The organism is Endozoicomonas numazuensis (assembly GCF_000722635.1).
GTDB lineage: Bacteria > Pseudomonadota > Gammaproteobacteria > Pseudomonadales > Endozoicomonadaceae > Endozoicomonas_A > Endozoicomonas_A numazuensis.
Genome location: NZ_JOKH01000004.1, coordinates 116,936 through 132,542, shown reverse-complemented (window position 1 = coordinate 132,542; position 15,607 = coordinate 116,936). Strand labels below are relative to the sequence as shown.

Here is a 15,607-nt window from a genome sequence, read left to right as displayed (position 1 = left end):
ATATTCAGAAAATATCCTGTTTACGGTGATAGAAAGGAGAGGGCCATGTTTGAACTGGTGGATAATGTACCGCAGGAAGCGGTGATAAAAGTCGTAGGCGTAGGTGGCGGTGGCGGTAACGCGGTTTGTCACATGCTGAACAGTCAGCTGGAAGGGGTTGAGTTTGTCTGTGCCAATACTGATTCTCAGGCACTGAAAAAGCAGCACCTTCAGGCGCATACTCATTTGCAGCTGGGAGCCAACATTACTCGTGGGCTTGGTGCTGGAGCGAACCCGGAAGTGGGGCGTGAAGCAGCAATGGAAGACAGAGACCGGATTTCAGAAGTGTTAGCCGGCTCTGATATGGTTTTTATTACCGCCGGGATGGGTGGTGGTACAGGAACCGGGGCGGCTCCGGTAGTCGCCGAAATTGCCAGAGAGATGGGAGCACTGACTGTTGCGGTAGTCACTAAGCCATTCTCATTTGAAGGGCGACGTAGAATGTCTGTGGCAGAAGAGGGTTTGAATCAGCTTAAAGAGAGCGTAGACTCTCTTATCTGCATTCCCAATGAGAATCTTCTGCCCGTTTTGGGGCGTGATGTCAGTTTGCTGAACGCATTTGGTGCAGCCAATGATGTGCTGCTGGGTGCCGTTCAGGGCATTTCGGAGTTAATTACCCGTGATGGTCTGATTAACGTAGACTTTGCTGACGTGCGTACGGTTATGTCTGAAATGGGCATGGCTATGATGGGTACAGGCTCTGCGACAGGAAGTAACAGGGCCATTGAAGCAGCTGAGCGTGCTATTCGCAGTCCTCTCCTGGAAGATGTTAATCTCCAGGGAGCTCGTGGTGTGCTGGTTAATATTACTGCAGGTCTTGATCTTTCTGTGGGTGAGTTCCACGAAGTGGGTGATACTGTACGTGAGTTTGCTTCAGATAATGCCACCACAGTGGTTGGCACGGTTATTGATCCGGAAATGACGGATGAATTAAGAGTGACTGTCGTTGCTACTGGTCTTGGAGAAGGCGAAGATAAGCAAGAGCAGTCACTTAAGGTGGTTGATGGTTCCAAGTCCAAGGCGACCCGTCCAGACGGTACCCTGAATCTCAAGGAGCTTGATATTCCTCCTCATGTTCGTAATAAAGCTGCAGAACAGTCTGAGGTAGAGGAAGTTGAAAAGCCCCGCAGGCAGGCACCATCAACTGACAATGTAGATTACCTGGATATACCGGCGTTTTTGCGTCGCCAGGCCGATTGAGTGAATGACCGGTTGTGTCATATGTAACTTTTGTTACAATAGGTTGTTGCATTCAAATAACAGGGGCCTTTGAGGTCGCGGAATAGCGTTATCATGATCAGACAGCGTACCCTGAAAAATATTATTCGAGCTACGGGAGTGGGGTTACATTCCGGCGAAAAGGTCTATCTGACCCTGAAGCCGGCTCCCGTCGATACTGGCATTATTTTCTGCCGCACAGATCTTGATCCTGTGGTGGAGATTCCTGCTCGCGCAGAGTATGTCGGACAAACGACCCTGTGTACCTCTTTGCAGAAAGACGGTATTCGGGTAGATACCGTTGAGCATCTGCTTTCAGCAATGGCTGGACTGGGTATTGATAATGCCTATGTCGAAGTTAGTGCCCATGAAGTGCCGATTATGGACGGTAGTGCTGGTCCTTTTGTTTTCCTGATTCAGTCTGCGGGTATTCAGGAGCAGGAGGCTGCCAAGAAGTTTATTCGTATCAAGAAAGAAGTGACCGTTACTGACGGTGAAAAGACTGCTACTTTCAAGCCTTATGACGGCTTCAAGGTCAGTTTTACTATTTATTTTGATCACCCGGTCTTTAAAGGTCGTTCGCAGACCTCTGAGATTGATTTCTCCAGTACTTCTTTTGTCAAAGAAGTCAGTCGCGCGCGTACTTTCGGGTTTATGCGTGACGTTGAGTACCTTCGCTCACAAAACCTGGCACTGGGTGGCAGTGTAGATAATGTAGTGGTGGTGGATGACTATCGTATTCTGAACGAAGATGGTCTGCGCTATCACGATGAGCTGGTTAAACACAAGATTCTGGATGCTATCGGTGACCTGTATCTTCTTGGTAATAGCCTGATTGGGCAGTTCGTTGGATATAAGTCCGGACATGAATTGAACAATAAGCTGGTTCGTTCTCTGCTTGAGAATGAAAGCGCCTGGGAGGTGGTGACCTTTGAGAATGCCGAAGTGGCACCGATTTCCTATCTCAAGCCGGTGGCGGTCTCTGCTTAACCCTTATGGGGTGCATTGATCCACTTTCAAAAAAGGTCGCTGAAGCGACCTTTTTTGGGATGCTCTCCCGCTGTGTATGATTTTTAGCTTAAATGGACTTATCTTGGCGAAAAATATAAGGATGTTGGAGAACGACAGCAAAGTGACTTTTATGACCAAGGTCCTGTAGTTTGTATTTTTGTGTCAATTCTTCATAGCTGGAAAGCGCTGTCCTTCCTCAGGACAGGTTATGGATACGACGCTCTATCGCCTTTTGCATTGAAGCCCGGGCAGCAGGATGCGATTTCCATAATAATTGAGTCAATACAGTTTTTTGGTTTGAGTCGATAATTTGAATGTTCCGTGATCTGAAGATCGATGCTGTAGATCCGGAGACTATAAAACCATTGGGGTCAGGGCTTCCTTAGATGAAAGTCATTGTTGTAAAGCAAGATAACTCTCGAACGCAATCGTTCAGGGTAACAGGCAGGCGGCTGACGCTGGCTGCAATTTCGGTGATTTCGCTCTGCATGGTGCTGGGTGGAGGCTTTACCTATCTTTTCCTGAATGCTGAGCCTGGTGTGGTTCTTACTGAAGAGGGTGTACAGCAGTGGCAGGAAACTCTCAGTGATCAAAAAAAGGAAGTTGAAAATGTTCGTCTTGCTGCTGAGCAGCAGATTGATGCGCTGACCATTCGGCTGGCTGAATTGCAAGGTCGAATTACTCGTCTTGACGCTCTGGGAGAGCGGCTCACGGTGACTGCCAAGCTGGATGATGGCGAGTTTTCCTTCGATGATGTGCCAGCTATTGGTGGTCCGGAAGAATTACCTGCGACTGAATCCCTTTATTCAAAACCTTCTTTGATAGACGCCATTGATCAGCTTTCTGAGCAAATCGATAGCCGTGAGCAACAGTTTGATATTCTGATCAGTCTGGTGGCTAACAGGGCGATCAGTGATGAAGCCTTTATTGCAGGTCTCCCTGTAAAGAAAGGCTGGCTTTCATCTCGTTTTGGGCAGAGAACGGATCCCTTTACCGGTAAAAGAGCCTGGCACTCAGGTATCGATATGGCCGGGAAGCGAGGATCGGATATTATTGCAGTGGCTGCCGGAGTCGTAACCTGGTCGGGTGATCGCTTTGGTTACGGTCTTCTGGTTGAGATTAACCACGGCAACGGCTATGTGACCCGCTATGCTCACAATCAGGCCAGTAAGGTCAAAGTGGGAGATATTGTCACTCGTGGTCAGGCTATTGCGGAAATGGGTAGCTCGGGCCGCTCTACAGGTCCTCATGTCCATTTTGAGGTGATTCGTCATGGTAAGCATGTCGATCCCCAACGTTATATTTATCGCGCCAGTAAATAGTTTTATATTCGAGTCTGTTTAGAGAGTCCGCTAGATTCCATAGTTTGAGAGGCTTTCTTGGTTTTTCATGAGTACTGCCTGAAAATGAAAAACCTGATCGTCTGAACTGACGATGAAATAAAAAACCTTCCTGCCCTTGAAACTTTTCTTTCCAGTCCCTATATCCATTGTTGGCAAGTATAAATGCCTATGAGTGCAGGATTTTCTGCGTTTTATTCAGGCTTGCTGCAAGCGTCGAGCGTTGACGTCAGTCAATACAACGCCATCTTGAGCTTTATGTTTATGGCTTATTAAGCATTCTGGGCCAGATTTATAGCTAATATGGATGAGACTTTTGTGTGATTGTCATAGAATATTCGGCTGTTCTTTAGCTTGTCCGCCCACCCGGGATTGTCGGCAAGAGAGGCAGCCCCGGAATCAGAGTGAGACTGTAACCAATCTATGTTAGCTTCGTTAGTCAAAAAAATTATCGGCAGCCGGAATGATCGCCAGCTGAAACGGATGAGCAAGCTGGTCAAACAGATCAATGCTCTGGAAGATCAACTCTCAGGTCTCAGTGATGATGAACTCCGGGGCAAGACCCAGTCGTTGAAAGATCGCTATCAGCAGGGTGAAAATCTTGATGCTCTGCTACCCGAAGCTTTTGCTGTTGTTAGAGAGGGCAGTAAGCGAAGCATGGGAATGAGGCATTTCGATGTCCAGTTGATCGGTGGTATTACTCTTCACGAAGGTCGCATTGCAGAAATGAGGACCGGTGAAGGTAAAACGCTGATGGCTACATTGCCTGTTTACCTGAACGCCATCACGGGTAAAGGGGTTCATGTCGTTACTGTCAATGACTACCTGGCACGTCGTGATGCTCGGTGGATGAGTACGCTCTATGAGTTTCTCGGTCTTACTGTAGGGGTAGTCGTTCCACAACAGTCTCCAGAAGAAAAAAGAGCAGCTTATCAGGCTGACATTACTTACGGCACAAATAACGAATTCGGTTTTGATTATCTTCGCGACAACATGGCTTTTCGCAAGGAAGACAAGTTTCAGCGTGAATTGCACTACTCCGTTGTCGATGAAGTGGACTCTATCCTGATAGATGAAGCCAGAACCCCGCTTATTATCTCTGGTCCTGCTGAAGATTCATCTGAGCTTTACAAGCAGATGAACAAGCTGGCACCTCAGCTGAAGAAGCAGGAAGGTGAACTGGAAGAAGGTGAAGAGCCTACCGGTCACTATCTGGTAGATGAAAAGACCCGTCAGGTTGAACTGACTGAAGTGGGTCATCTGTTTATTGAAGAGCAGCTTCAGAAGCTAGGATTGCTTCCTGAAGCTGAAAGCCTCTATTCAGCTCATAACCTCAACATGCTGCATCATGTCAATGCTGCCCTGAAAGCTCATGTGCTGTTCACCCGGAATGTTGAATACATAGTGGCAGAAGATGAGGTGCTTCTTGTTGATGAACATACCGGACGAACCATGCCGGGTCGTCGTCTCTCCGAAGGCCTGCATCAGGCGTTGGAAGCCAAGGAAGGACTGAATATTCAGGCAGAAAGCCAGACGCTGGCATCCACTACTTTCCAGAACTACTTCCGACTCTATGAAAAGCTGTCTGGTATGACCGGTACAGCAGATACAGAAGCTTTTGAGCTTCGCCAGATTTATGGTCTGGATGTTATTGTTATTCCGACTCACAAGCCCATGGTGCGCCAGGATGGTAATGACCTGGTCTACCTCACTATTGAAGAAAAATATGAAGCTATTATTGCCGACATTAAGGAGACAGTGAAGCAGGAGCGCCCTGTTCTGGTGGGTACTGCCTCCATTGATTCTTCTGAGTTGTTGTCCAATGCTTTGAATAAGGCAAAAATCCCACACAATGTTCTGAATGCCAAATTCCACGAGAAAGAAGCTGAGATCATTGCCCAGGCGGGTCGTCCGGGAGCTATCACCATTGCTACCAACATGGCGGGCCGTGGTACCGATATTATCCTGGGGGGGAGCTGGGAAGCCGAGTTGTCTGCGATTGAGGATCCGAATCAGGAGCAGGAAGATCAGATCAAGTCTGATTGGCAAAAGCGTCACAAAGCTGTTCTGGAGGCCGGTGGCCTGCATATTATCGGTACTGAGCGCCATGAGTCTCGTCGTATTGATAACCAGTTGCGTGGTCGATCTGGGCGTCAGGGTGATCCGGGTTCTTCACGCTTTTACCTGTCTCTGGAAGACAATCTGATGCGTATCTTTGCCTCTGACCGGGTGAAGAGTTTCATGAAAGCCCTGGGTATGGAGAAAGGCGAAGCTATTGAGCATCGTATGGTGACCAATGCGATCGAAAAAGCCCAGCGTAAGGTCGAAGGTCGTAACTTTGATATTCGTAAGCAGTTGCTTGAGTACGATGATGTTGCCAATGACCAGCGCAGAGTTGTCTACAAGCAGCGTGATGAATTGCTGAACTCAGAAAACGTGCAATCCAGCATCGACAGTATGCGGGATGAAGTGGTGAGCGATGTAATTTCCCAGCATATTCCACCAGAAAGTCTTGAAGAGCAGTGGGATGTAAAAGGACTGGAGCAGAAGCTTGGGGCAGAACTGGCAATACAGCTGCCGATCCAGAAATGGCTGGATGAAGATGACAAGCTTGAAGAGGAAGGTCTGAGACAAAAAATTCTTGATGAGGTGATCACCAGCTACAAGCAAAAAGAAGAGCTTGCGGGTGAAGAACCATTGAGGAATTTTGAGAAGCATATCCTCATGCGTGTGTTGGATGATAAATGGAAAGAGCATCTGGCTACCATGGATCATCTTCGTCAGGGGATCCACTTGAGAGGCTACGCTCAAAAGAACCCTAAACAGGAATATAAGCGTGAAGCCTTTGAACTGTTCCAGTCCATGTTGGAAGAGATCAAGACTGATACCGTTCGTATTCTTTCTCATGTTCAGGTGCAACAGGATGACCGTACTGAGGAAATGGAAGAGCAGCGTCGTCAGGAGCTGATACGTCGCATGCAATTCCAGCACGAACAAGCTCAGGGTTTGGCTGATGATCCAGAAGAAGAAGGTGAGTCTCTGGAAGGTGTGAGTGAGCCTTTTGTGCGCGAGAGCCGGAAAGTAGGTCGAAATGAACCATGTCCTTGTGGCTCTGGCAAAAAGTATAAGCAGTGTCACGGTAAAATTGTCTGACCCTGATCGCTTGTATTAATCAAGAAACAGGCCGCTTTTGCGGCCTGTTTTCTTTTCTGGTCTGCTTTACATCAGCTGATTTATTGATGTATTGCGGTATAATCCACGCTCCACATCATTCAGCCAGATAAGAAGTCCAATGGAGCAACTCGTATTAAAGCCCATCTCCCGTGTTCAAGGGGAGGTCTCTATTCCTGGCTCAAAAAGCCTGTCCAATCGTATCTTGCTGCTGGCTGCGCTGGCCGAGGGTACGACAACCATTACCAACCTTCTGGATAGCGATGATGTTCGCTATATGCTGAAGGCTCTCAAAGAGTTGGGTGTTCAATATCAGCTGTCTGAAAACAATACTGTTTGTAAAATGACAGGACTGGCTGGCCCTCTGGGTTCTGGTCAAACTCTGACGATGTTCCTGGGTAATGCGGGTACGGCTATGAGGCCTTTAACCGCAGCGTTGTGTCTTGGTGAAGGTGAATACACTCTGACGGGTGAGCCCAGAATGTATGAGCGGCCTATTGGTGATTTAGTCTCCTGTCTTACAGAAGCCGGTGCAAGCATTGAGTATCTGGGAGAAAAAAACTACCCGCCACTCAAAATCTCTGGTTCTGGTCTTAGTGGCGGTGAAGTCCGTATCAGGGGAGATATCTCCAGTCAGTTTCTGACAGCCATGCTGATGGCTGCTCCTCTGGCGAAGGACAGAACCCTCATTACTATTGATGGTGAGTTGGTGTCCAAGCCCTACATAGATATTACGCTTTCAGTGATGAAACGCTTTGGGGTTGATGTTCAGAACAATGATTATCAGAGTTTTGTTATTGATGGGGGGCAAACTTACCAGGCTCCGGGTGAGATAATGGTTGAAGGGGATGCTTCCTCAGCTTCTTATTTTCTTGCAGCAGCAGCCATCGGTGGCAAACTCAGGGTGCATGGCACGGGTAATGCCAGTGTTCAGGGGGATGCCCGTTTTGCTGAAGTCCTGGAGCAAATGGGGGCTAAAGTCACCTGGAGTGACAACTGGATTGAAGTAGAAAAAAGTGTGCTCAAAGGTGTTGATGTTGATTTGAACCACATTCCTGATGCAGCCATGACCATTGCTACGACCGCACTGTTTGCTGAAGGACAGACTGCGATTCGCAATATTTATAACTGGCGGGTAAAGGAAACAGACCGGCTTTCAGCTATGGCAACAGAACTGCGTAAAGTGGGGGCTGAAGTGGAAGAAGGTGAAGACTACATTGTTATTAATCCACCTGAGCGAGTATTGTCTGCCTCCATAGATACTTATGATGACCACAGAATGGCTATGTGCTTTTCTCTGGCAGCATTTGGTGGCAGTCCTATTACCATTAATGATCCTGGTTGTACCTCAAAGACTTTCCCAACTTACTTTCAGATATTTGAAGAGCTTTTCGAATAAGTAGTTACATAATGCGAATAACTAACTATAACTGTGTTTCGCAAAAAGCCAGATGAGCGAAGGCTCTCTGGCTTGAATTATCAACCTTTCTAACGAAAAGCTCAGCCGGTTCAGATTCAGTAGTCATTTTCTTGATTCAAGTTGATCTGAAACTATTGGCTCAAGGTTATTTTCGAATTAAAAGACAGGAGATGGACAAATCATGGCAGTAGGACCAGAGAGCTGGCCTGAAATGTACCCCGTCAGTGGCTTTCGGCTGGGGACGACAGAGGCTGGTATCAAGAAGCCTGATCGCAAGGATCTTGTTGTTATGAACTGGGATCAGGGGGCAGCGGTTGCCGGTGTGTTTACCTTGAACCGTTTTTGTGCAGCTCCAGTCCACCTTGCCAAAAGTCGTATTAATCATTCGCCTGAGTATTTTGTTATCAATACAGGTAATGCCAATGCGGGCACAGGTGAACAGGGCATGAAGAATGCTTCTGACGTGTGTCGTGCTCTGGCTGAAGCTGCTTGTGTATCTGAAGACAAGGTGTTGCCCTTTTCGACGGGGGTTATTGGTGAGCCGTTGCCTGTTGACCGAATCGTGTCAGGATTGCCAGCAGCATTCTCGAGCTTGAGTGAAGATGGCTGGCATTCTGCAGGAGAAGGCATACTGACTACCGATACCCGGCCCAAAGGAGCCAGTCTTCAGTTTGAAGTTGATGGCAGGGTATATACAGTCACGGGTATCAGTAAAGGGTCAGGCATGATCAAGCCTAACATGGCTACTATGCTGGCATTTATTGCTACTGATGTTTCTGTGGATCAGGCGGTGTTGCAGAAACTGCTGTCTGATGCTGTTAATCAGTCGTTTAATAGAATTTCTGTAGAGGGTGATACCTCTACAAACGATTGCTGCATGCTGGTTGCTACGGGTAAAGCGGGGAATGAATTGCTGATGCAATCAGAAGGGGAATTGTATCAGGCTCTAAGAAAAGCGATTGAAGAAGTAGCTGTTACATTGGCTCAGGCCATTGTGAAGGATGGTGAAGGTGCTACCAAGTTTGTAACCATTCAGGTAGAGCAGGCTGGCAGCGTCGCAGATGCTCTTGAGGTTGCCTATACCATCGCACATTCACCTTTGGTGAAAACAGCCTTGTTTGCCAGTGATCCAAACTGGGGCAGAATTCTGGCGGCAGTAGGAAGGGTAGAAATCAGTGAGCTGAATATTGACAGGGTTGGCATCTGGTTGAATGACGTCTGCATTGTTGAAGGTGGTGGTGTTGCAGGGAGCTATACCGAAGCACAGGGGGAGAAGGTGATGAATCAGGAGGAGATTATGATTCGTGTCCAGCTGGGTGCTGGAAATATCACTGAAACGCTCTGGACGACAGATCTCTCCCATGAATATGTCCGTATTAATGCCGAGTACAGAACTTAGGTTTATAGGCTGTTTTGGATGACGGACTGGTTCGCACCTTCCCTAACAGATTTGACAGTTTGCTACCTGAAAGCAGGCTGTCAAGTTTCCACAGATTAATACCTTTCTCTCATTCAGGTTTCAATTATTAACCAGATGCTGGTTTGTAGCGAGGCGAAACTATTCGGCGGTTAGTTGAGAGTATGGGGTTGGGTATTCGAATTTTCTCTCGGTGAAACATTCCGCTGCTGCTGATACTGCTAAAGGCTGTTTGGTAAGATAATGCAGCATTATCTCTCTGCCGTGAGTGTTGTTATTCTCGGTGTTGTTCAAACTTTATTACAAGGCAATGGGTTATGTCTTCAGAAAATCGAGGCAGTGCCAGAAAGGTGGTCCATGTTGCGGTGGCTGTCATTCGTGGAGAAGATGGAAGAATCCTTATTGCAAGGCGACCCGATGATAAGCACATGGGCGGATATTGGGAGTTTCCCGGTGGTAAGGTGGAAGAGGGTGAGCTCATTACGGCTGCTCTGAACCGCGAGCTTAAGGAAGAACTGAATATTGAAGCCGGGCATTTTCAGAAATTAATCTCTATTCGACATGATTATTCGGATAAGTCGGTTTATCTCGATACCTGGTGGGCGGAAGATATTAAGGGTGAGCCTCGTGGTAATGAGGGGCAGGAGATTAAGTGGGTGGAACTGAAAGAGTTGCCGGAATTGGACTTCCCTCCTGCTAATGGACCCATCGTAACCGCTGCGCTTTTACCAACCCGTTATATGATTACCGGGAGGTTTAATGCAGCTGCTGAACTGTTGGAAAAGGTCGGTTATCAGATTGAGCAGGGAGTAGAGCTAGTCCAGTTTCGAGCGCCCTGGCTGGATGAAGTGACTTATCAGCATTTAGCCAGAGAATTGCATCATCTTTGTAAGGAAGCCGGAGCTAGCCTGCTTTTGAAAGGCGGGTCAGAGCTACTGGTCAATACCTGGTGTGATGGTATACACCTCACCTCAGAGCAGTTGTTACAAGAGGAAACCAATTGGCAAAGTAGCTCTCGCCCAGATCAGTGGCTGGCAGCTTCCTGTCATAATCAGGAGCAAATTGATCGGGCCGTTTCAATGGGTGTCGACTTTATAACACTTTCTCCTGTTCTACCTACTGATTCGCATCCAGGCTGTGAAGTATTGGGTGAGGCGAAAGCTGCTGAGTTGACGGAGCGCTGTCCTTTGCCCGTCTTCTGGTTAGGCGGGATGAAACTGACTAATGAAGCGAAGTTGATTGATTCGGGTGCTCAAGGGATCGCAGCCATTGGTGCTTTTTGGTCTCAAGTTCAGTAGATAGATCATTGTTATAATTAAGTCAGCCTCCTAACCTTATTAAATAGGATCGATTTGCAGGGACGCAAATGTCTAACCCCAGAATCGGGTCTGGTAATCAATCAGCACCAGGTCTGCCCACAAGCACTGTCACAACTTCTCCATCCTCCGGTCAGGATTCACTGGGAAGGTCCATAGGTTCTTTAGCTGAGACACCCGCTACTGAAGGACTGCATAACGAGCCTTTAACTCATAGTCAGCGTCAGATAAAAGACCGTGCTGTTGCTTATTACAAAGAGACTGGGCAGGTTGGCAGAAATATTCTTCCTTCAATCAATGACAGGCCTTTCAGCGAGTATTGGGAAGAAGTTCCGGGGAAAGTGCATCGCGGGGTGGTTGATCACAAGTTGATGCAGGTCAAACAGGAGGCAAGAGAGGAGGAAGAATCGTCTTCTCCCAAAGCTGAAAAGAAAAAAGAAGTCTGGCATGTCAAAACACCGGGGCGTGAAACGGGGGCTGAAAAATTCAAGCGTCTGCTACAAAAGGTCATCTATTTCATCACCGGAAAGTCTTATAAAGCTCATTTCTACGATAATCGAAAAGTACTTGCCCAGAGAGAATGCCTTGCTGCTGAAGCTTATAAGCAGGCAATGGGGTATGGCTCAGAATATATTTATCGCTATAGTCTGGATGAAGAGCGCCAGGATCATTGTGTCGCTTCAAAGGATCTACAGGGTTATTACTCAGGTGATACTTTCTTCCAGCAGACTCTGTTCCCTTCGATCAGCCAGTTTACCGATGATCATAATCCTGCCACTAACCTTGTGATGAGGCGCTTTCTTTTAGGTGATCAGGACTATCTGAAACTTGATAATTATCTCTTCAAACAGGCCGAGGGAGGTGAGCTGTCTCATGTTCAGGAAGGGGAAGAGTTGCTCACAGGCAAACTAATCAGTATTGATTTTGGTATGTCTTTTTATAATCAGTTTGCGCTGCCTAAACGCTGTACCCTTGAGCAATTTACCAATAAGCTTTTGCAGCCATCAAACTTACACCGGGTTCAATATCGAGGTCAGAAAACGCTGCTGACAATGGTTGGTCAGATGGAAAGAGATCAGGTGCAGCGGTCTATAGAGGTGGCCTTAAATAGAATTGCCAACTTGTCGGATCAGCAGTTGGGTGAGTTGGCTGAGCATATGCATCAGCCAGCGATTCGTGAAGGTATGTTTGAAATATTGCGGTTTAAGCGTGCTCAGGCCAGAGCTCTTCTGAACCAGGAATCTTGGCCTTTAGAGCCAGGAGCAGGAAAAGGCTTCTCAGTGCTTTAGGTCGTCAATATCACTGGACATCATATCGTCGAAGGTGGGGTTTCCGGGAATGGCGTGTTCCTCGCTTGCCCAGGCACCCAGGTCGATTAACTTGCAGCGCTCAGAGCAGAACGGTCGAAACTTGTTTTCTTTTTTCCATTCCACATCTTTGCCACATTTAGGGCACTTAACAGTTGTTGGCATTGAATTACTAAACCGGCAGAGGATAGAGGTGGCTTCCTGATGGAAGCCACGGGACATTACTGTTCGTTTTTAGGAGGCTGAGGCGCTACAGCAGGGGTCTGCATCTGTTGCTTTTCGATGCCAGAGTCACCCAGCAGACCAAATGTAACGGTATAGAGCAATGAAGGGTTCACATCTCCAAAGGACTGGTAGCCGACAAATTCGCCCTGTTCATTGAGCAGTTTGGAGTTCGGGAAGTTCAGCTTCAGTACTTCAAGAGTTTCATTGGCTGGTTCTATAAGACCCAGACGTTGATAGCCTTCGACCATAACACCCAGTGCAGGTTCTACTGCAGGTGTTTTCTGCATATTCTCAACGACGTACTTTCCACGATTAACTGCCGCTACATAAGCTTTTCGCTTCATGTAGTAGTTGGCGGCGTGAATCTCATATTCTGACAGACGATTTCTCAAGGCTACCATTCGTTGACGTGCGTCTGGAGCGTACTTGCTGTCCGGATAACGGCTCAGCAGTTCACGAAATTCGTTAAAGGATTGACGTGCCTGACCAGGGTCGCGCTTGGTGTTGTCCAGTGGCAGGTAGCGTTCAATCAAGCCCATGGCTGCAGTATTCGACGCCAGCCCTTTCATGTAATAGGCATAATCAGCATTGGGGTGTTGTGGGTGCAGGCGCAAAAAGCGGTCTGCTGCAGCCCGGGAGGCCTCAGGCTCAACATTCATAAAGTAAGCATAAACAAGGTCCAGCTGAGCCTGCTCAGCAAAAGAGCCAAAGGGATAGCGTGACTCCAGAGTACGCAGTCTTTCTACAGCCTGTGAGTAATTCTTGTTATTCAGTGACTGGTTGGCCATCTGGTAGAGTTCAGCTTCGGTCAGGGACTCCGGAAGCTTCTCTTTCTCGGGGGTGGATGAGCATCCTGCCAGAACCACCGCAGCAAGGAACAGACATAACAGGCGCGAATATGTGGTTTTGAGTATTGTCATGATGTTTACAGTTTCCGTACTCCGGCATGATTATGAGGAGAGCTGATGCAACAGAACTCCCCTGAGCGTATGGCTGGGAAGCAGGTTCGATAAAGTTTTGAGCATAGCTCAGCCTGATTCCACTGGTGTGATAAACTACCTGCCTTTATCCAAACTAATTTAAACACAGTCCGTTGTAAAACGAAAAGAAACTGGGTCTTTTAATATTATTCCGCTGCTTGCAGGAAGATCTGACTTTTTATAACCCCGATCCTATTCAGCATTTGGGGATGGCGGCTGAAAATATTTATTTGTTTAGTGACACAAGAGTTTGACTGGGAATAGCGCCCGTCAGGCTCTTATAACTTGAGAAGTGGTTAATGAGTGAGCAGATCAATCAGCAGGTCGTTGTACCTGATGAGCTGGGGAGTAAACGTTTGGATCAGGTGGCTGTCAGCTGTTTTCCGGACTTTTCCAGAGCACGTCTTCAGGAGTGGATCAAGAACGGTGATCTGCTGGTGGATGGGCAGAAGAAAAAGCCTAAAGACAAGCTGGTCGGCGGTGAGCAGCTGACTCTCAGTGTTGTGGTGGAAGATGAAGAGCGCTGGGAACCTGAAAATATCCCATTAGATATTATCTATGAAGATGACACGATTCTGGTGATCAACAAACCAGTAGGCCTGGTGGTTCATCCTGCTGCAGGTAACTATTCAGGGACTTTACTTAATGGTCTTTTATACCACTTTCCTGAAATAGCCTCAGTTCCCAGAGCCGGTATTGTACATCGTCTGGATAAGGATACTTCAGGACTGATGGTGGTGGCTAAAACACTGGCCGCTCATACCGATTTGGTCTCTCAGCTCCAGGACAGAAGTGTCAGTCGGGAGTATGAAGCGATTACTCAGGGAGTCATGACGGCAGGTGGCACCGTCAATGAACCTATTGCCCGACATCCGACACATCGTCTGCGTATGGCTGTGGTAGCCAGTGGTAAACCTTCTGTGACTCATTATCGGGTTCTGGAGAAGTTTAATGCTCATACCCATGTGCGTTGCAAGCTGGAAACGGGACGAACTCATCAGATCAGGGTGCACATGAGTCATATTCGCTTTCCTCTGGTAGGCGATGATCTGTATGCTGGCCGTCTGAGGATTCCTAAAGGCTGCTCACCAGCTCTGGAAGGAGCACTGAGAGGCTTTAAACACCAGGCACTTCATGCTCGAAAGCTGGGGTTAATGCACCCTGTTACGGATGATTACATGGAGTGGGAAGCCCCTTTGCCAGATGACTTTTCAGAACTTCTGAACGTATTAAAAGAAGAGGTTAAAGCGTCCTGAACAGGCGCTCAGGCCATTCAGGACGAGGCAAGGCTCAGGGGATTACTTATCTCTCCTAGGCATTGAAGTAGAGAGAACTGTACATGTCAGACGATCGTTACCTGTTCCCGGAATGGCCTGCGCCCAAAGGCATAAAGGCCTTTGTAACCCTTCGGTCCGGTGGCTGCAGCCAGGGTGTTTTCAGCAGCTTTAATCTGGGGCTGCGATCAGGTGATGACCCTGATACCGTGGAAAAAAACAGAGCGTTACTGGGAGATTGCTGCCACTGGCGATATAGACCCCAGTGGCTCAGACAGGTTCATGGTATCGAAGTGGTCGCTGCACAATCAGATAACATTGAGAGGGAGGGCGATGCTGTCTGGACAGATAAACAGGGGTTGCCCTGTGCTGTTTTAACGGCGGATTGTCTTCCGGTTATATTCTGTAATGAAGCTGGCACCCGTGTTGCCGCTTCACATGCGGGTTGGAAAGGACTTCAGGCAGGAGTGCTGGAAGCCACAATCAAAGCGATGGGCGATCAGCCTGATCAGATACTGGCCTGGTTTGGTCCAGCTATCAGTCAGTCTCATTTTGAGGTGGGGCCAGAGGTTAGGGATGCTTTTCTGTCTTCTGACCCAAGGGCAGAGGGTGCTTTTATTCCTGGTCAGGGTGATCGGTGGTATGGGGATCTTTATCAGCTCGCAAAGCACCGGCTGGAGAGATTGGGAGTGACTCAAATCAGTGGCGGTGATTTCTGTACCTATAAGGAAGAAGACCGTTGGTTCTCCTATCGCCGAGACGGAGCTCAATCGGGTCGTTTGGCCACACTGGTCTGGATTGAATAAACAGAATAAGCCGATAAATATCTGATCATCATCATCTTGTTGGCTGTCAACTGTCATATTTTTTCTAATGCTCAGGAAGCGAT

At 47.8% G+C, this 15,607-nt stretch carries 12 protein-coding genes; 10 read left to right on the top strand and 2 right to left on the bottom strand.

Features of this window, described 5'->3' with window-relative positions:
* The first annotated feature begins 45 nt into the window (after window positions 1–45).
* The 8 genes from ftsZ (at window position 46) to GZ78_RS17300 (ending at window position 12,221) form a co-directional block, all read left to right on the top strand.
* Window positions 46–1,239 (top strand): cell division protein FtsZ, encoded by a 1,194-nt coding sequence (ftsZ, locus tag GZ78_RS17335; protein WP_034838836.1) that lies wholly within the window; start codon window positions 46–48, stop codon window positions 1,237–1,239.
* Between the two features lie 93 nt (window positions 1,240–1,332).
* Window positions 1,333–2,247: a UDP-3-O-acyl-N-acetylglucosamine deacetylase gene (gene lpxC / locus GZ78_RS17330; RefSeq protein WP_034838834.1), complete on the top strand. Its 915-nt coding sequence runs from the start codon at window positions 1,333–1,335 to the stop codon at window positions 2,245–2,247.
* Between the two features lie 407 nt (window positions 2,248–2,654).
* The gene (locus GZ78_RS17325; RefSeq protein ID WP_034838832.1) at window positions 2,655–3,590 is read left to right on the top strand and encodes a M23 family metallopeptidase; all 936 of its coding nucleotides are present in this window, start codon (window positions 2,655–2,657) and stop codon (window positions 3,588–3,590) included.
* A gap of 441 nt (window positions 3,591–4,031) precedes the next feature.
* Window positions 4,032–6,761: a preprotein translocase subunit SecA gene (secA, locus tag GZ78_RS17320; RefSeq protein ID WP_034838830.1), complete on the top strand. Its 2,730-nt coding sequence runs from the start codon at window positions 4,032–4,034 to the stop codon at window positions 6,759–6,761.
* Between the two features lie 139 nt (window positions 6,762–6,900).
* The gene (aroA, locus tag GZ78_RS17315) at window positions 6,901–8,178 is read left to right on the top strand and encodes a 3-phosphoshikimate 1-carboxyvinyltransferase (RefSeq protein ID WP_034838827.1); all 1,278 of its coding nucleotides are present in this window, start codon (window positions 6,901–6,903) and stop codon (window positions 8,176–8,178) included.
* A 202-nt stretch (window positions 8,179–8,380) separates the two neighbouring features.
* Window positions 8,381–9,598: a bifunctional glutamate N-acetyltransferase/amino-acid acetyltransferase ArgJ gene (gene argJ / locus GZ78_RS17310; RefSeq protein ID WP_034838825.1), complete on the top strand. Its 1,218-nt coding sequence runs from the start codon at window positions 8,381–8,383 to the stop codon at window positions 9,596–9,598.
* Between the two features lie 335 nt (window positions 9,599–9,933).
* A complete protein-coding gene (locus tag GZ78_RS17305; protein WP_034838822.1) occupies window positions 9,934–10,914 on the top strand; it encodes a Nudix family hydrolase in 981 nt (326 codons plus the stop codon).
* Between the two features lie 68 nt (window positions 10,915–10,982).
* Window positions 10,983–12,221 (top strand): hypothetical protein, encoded by a 1,239-nt coding sequence (locus GZ78_RS17300; RefSeq protein WP_034838820.1) that lies wholly within the window; start codon window positions 10,983–10,985, stop codon window positions 12,219–12,221.
* On the opposite strand, the gene yacG is transcribed toward GZ78_RS17300, so the two are convergent.
* Complete coding sequence (yacG, locus tag GZ78_RS17295) at window positions 12,210–12,404, bottom strand: DNA gyrase inhibitor YacG (protein WP_034839534.1); 195 nt, start codon at window positions 12,402–12,404, stop codon at window positions 12,210–12,212. The two genes, GZ78_RS17300 and yacG, sit on opposite strands and share 12 nt — an antisense overlap.
* A gap of 56 nt (window positions 12,405–12,460) precedes the next feature.
* Window positions 12,461–13,384 (bottom strand): outer membrane protein assembly factor BamD, encoded by a 924-nt coding sequence (locus GZ78_RS17290; protein WP_051786301.1) that lies wholly within the window; start codon window positions 13,382–13,384, stop codon window positions 12,461–12,463.
* Between the two features lie 359 nt (window positions 13,385–13,743).
* Between GZ78_RS17290 and rluD the strand changes: the two genes are divergently transcribed.
* Together rluD and pgeF are read left to right on the top strand one after the other, a co-directional pair.
* The gene (rluD, locus tag GZ78_RS17285) at window positions 13,744–14,700 is read left to right on the top strand and encodes a 23S rRNA pseudouridine(1911/1915/1917) synthase RluD (RefSeq protein WP_034838818.1); all 957 of its coding nucleotides are present in this window, start codon (window positions 13,744–13,746) and stop codon (window positions 14,698–14,700) included.
* Between the two features lie 83 nt (window positions 14,701–14,783).
* Window positions 14,784–15,524, top strand: a complete 741-nt coding sequence (gene pgeF / locus GZ78_RS17280; protein WP_034838816.1) for a peptidoglycan editing factor PgeF — start codon at window positions 14,784–14,786, stop codon at window positions 15,522–15,524.
* Window positions 15,525–15,607: the final 83 nt, after the last annotated feature.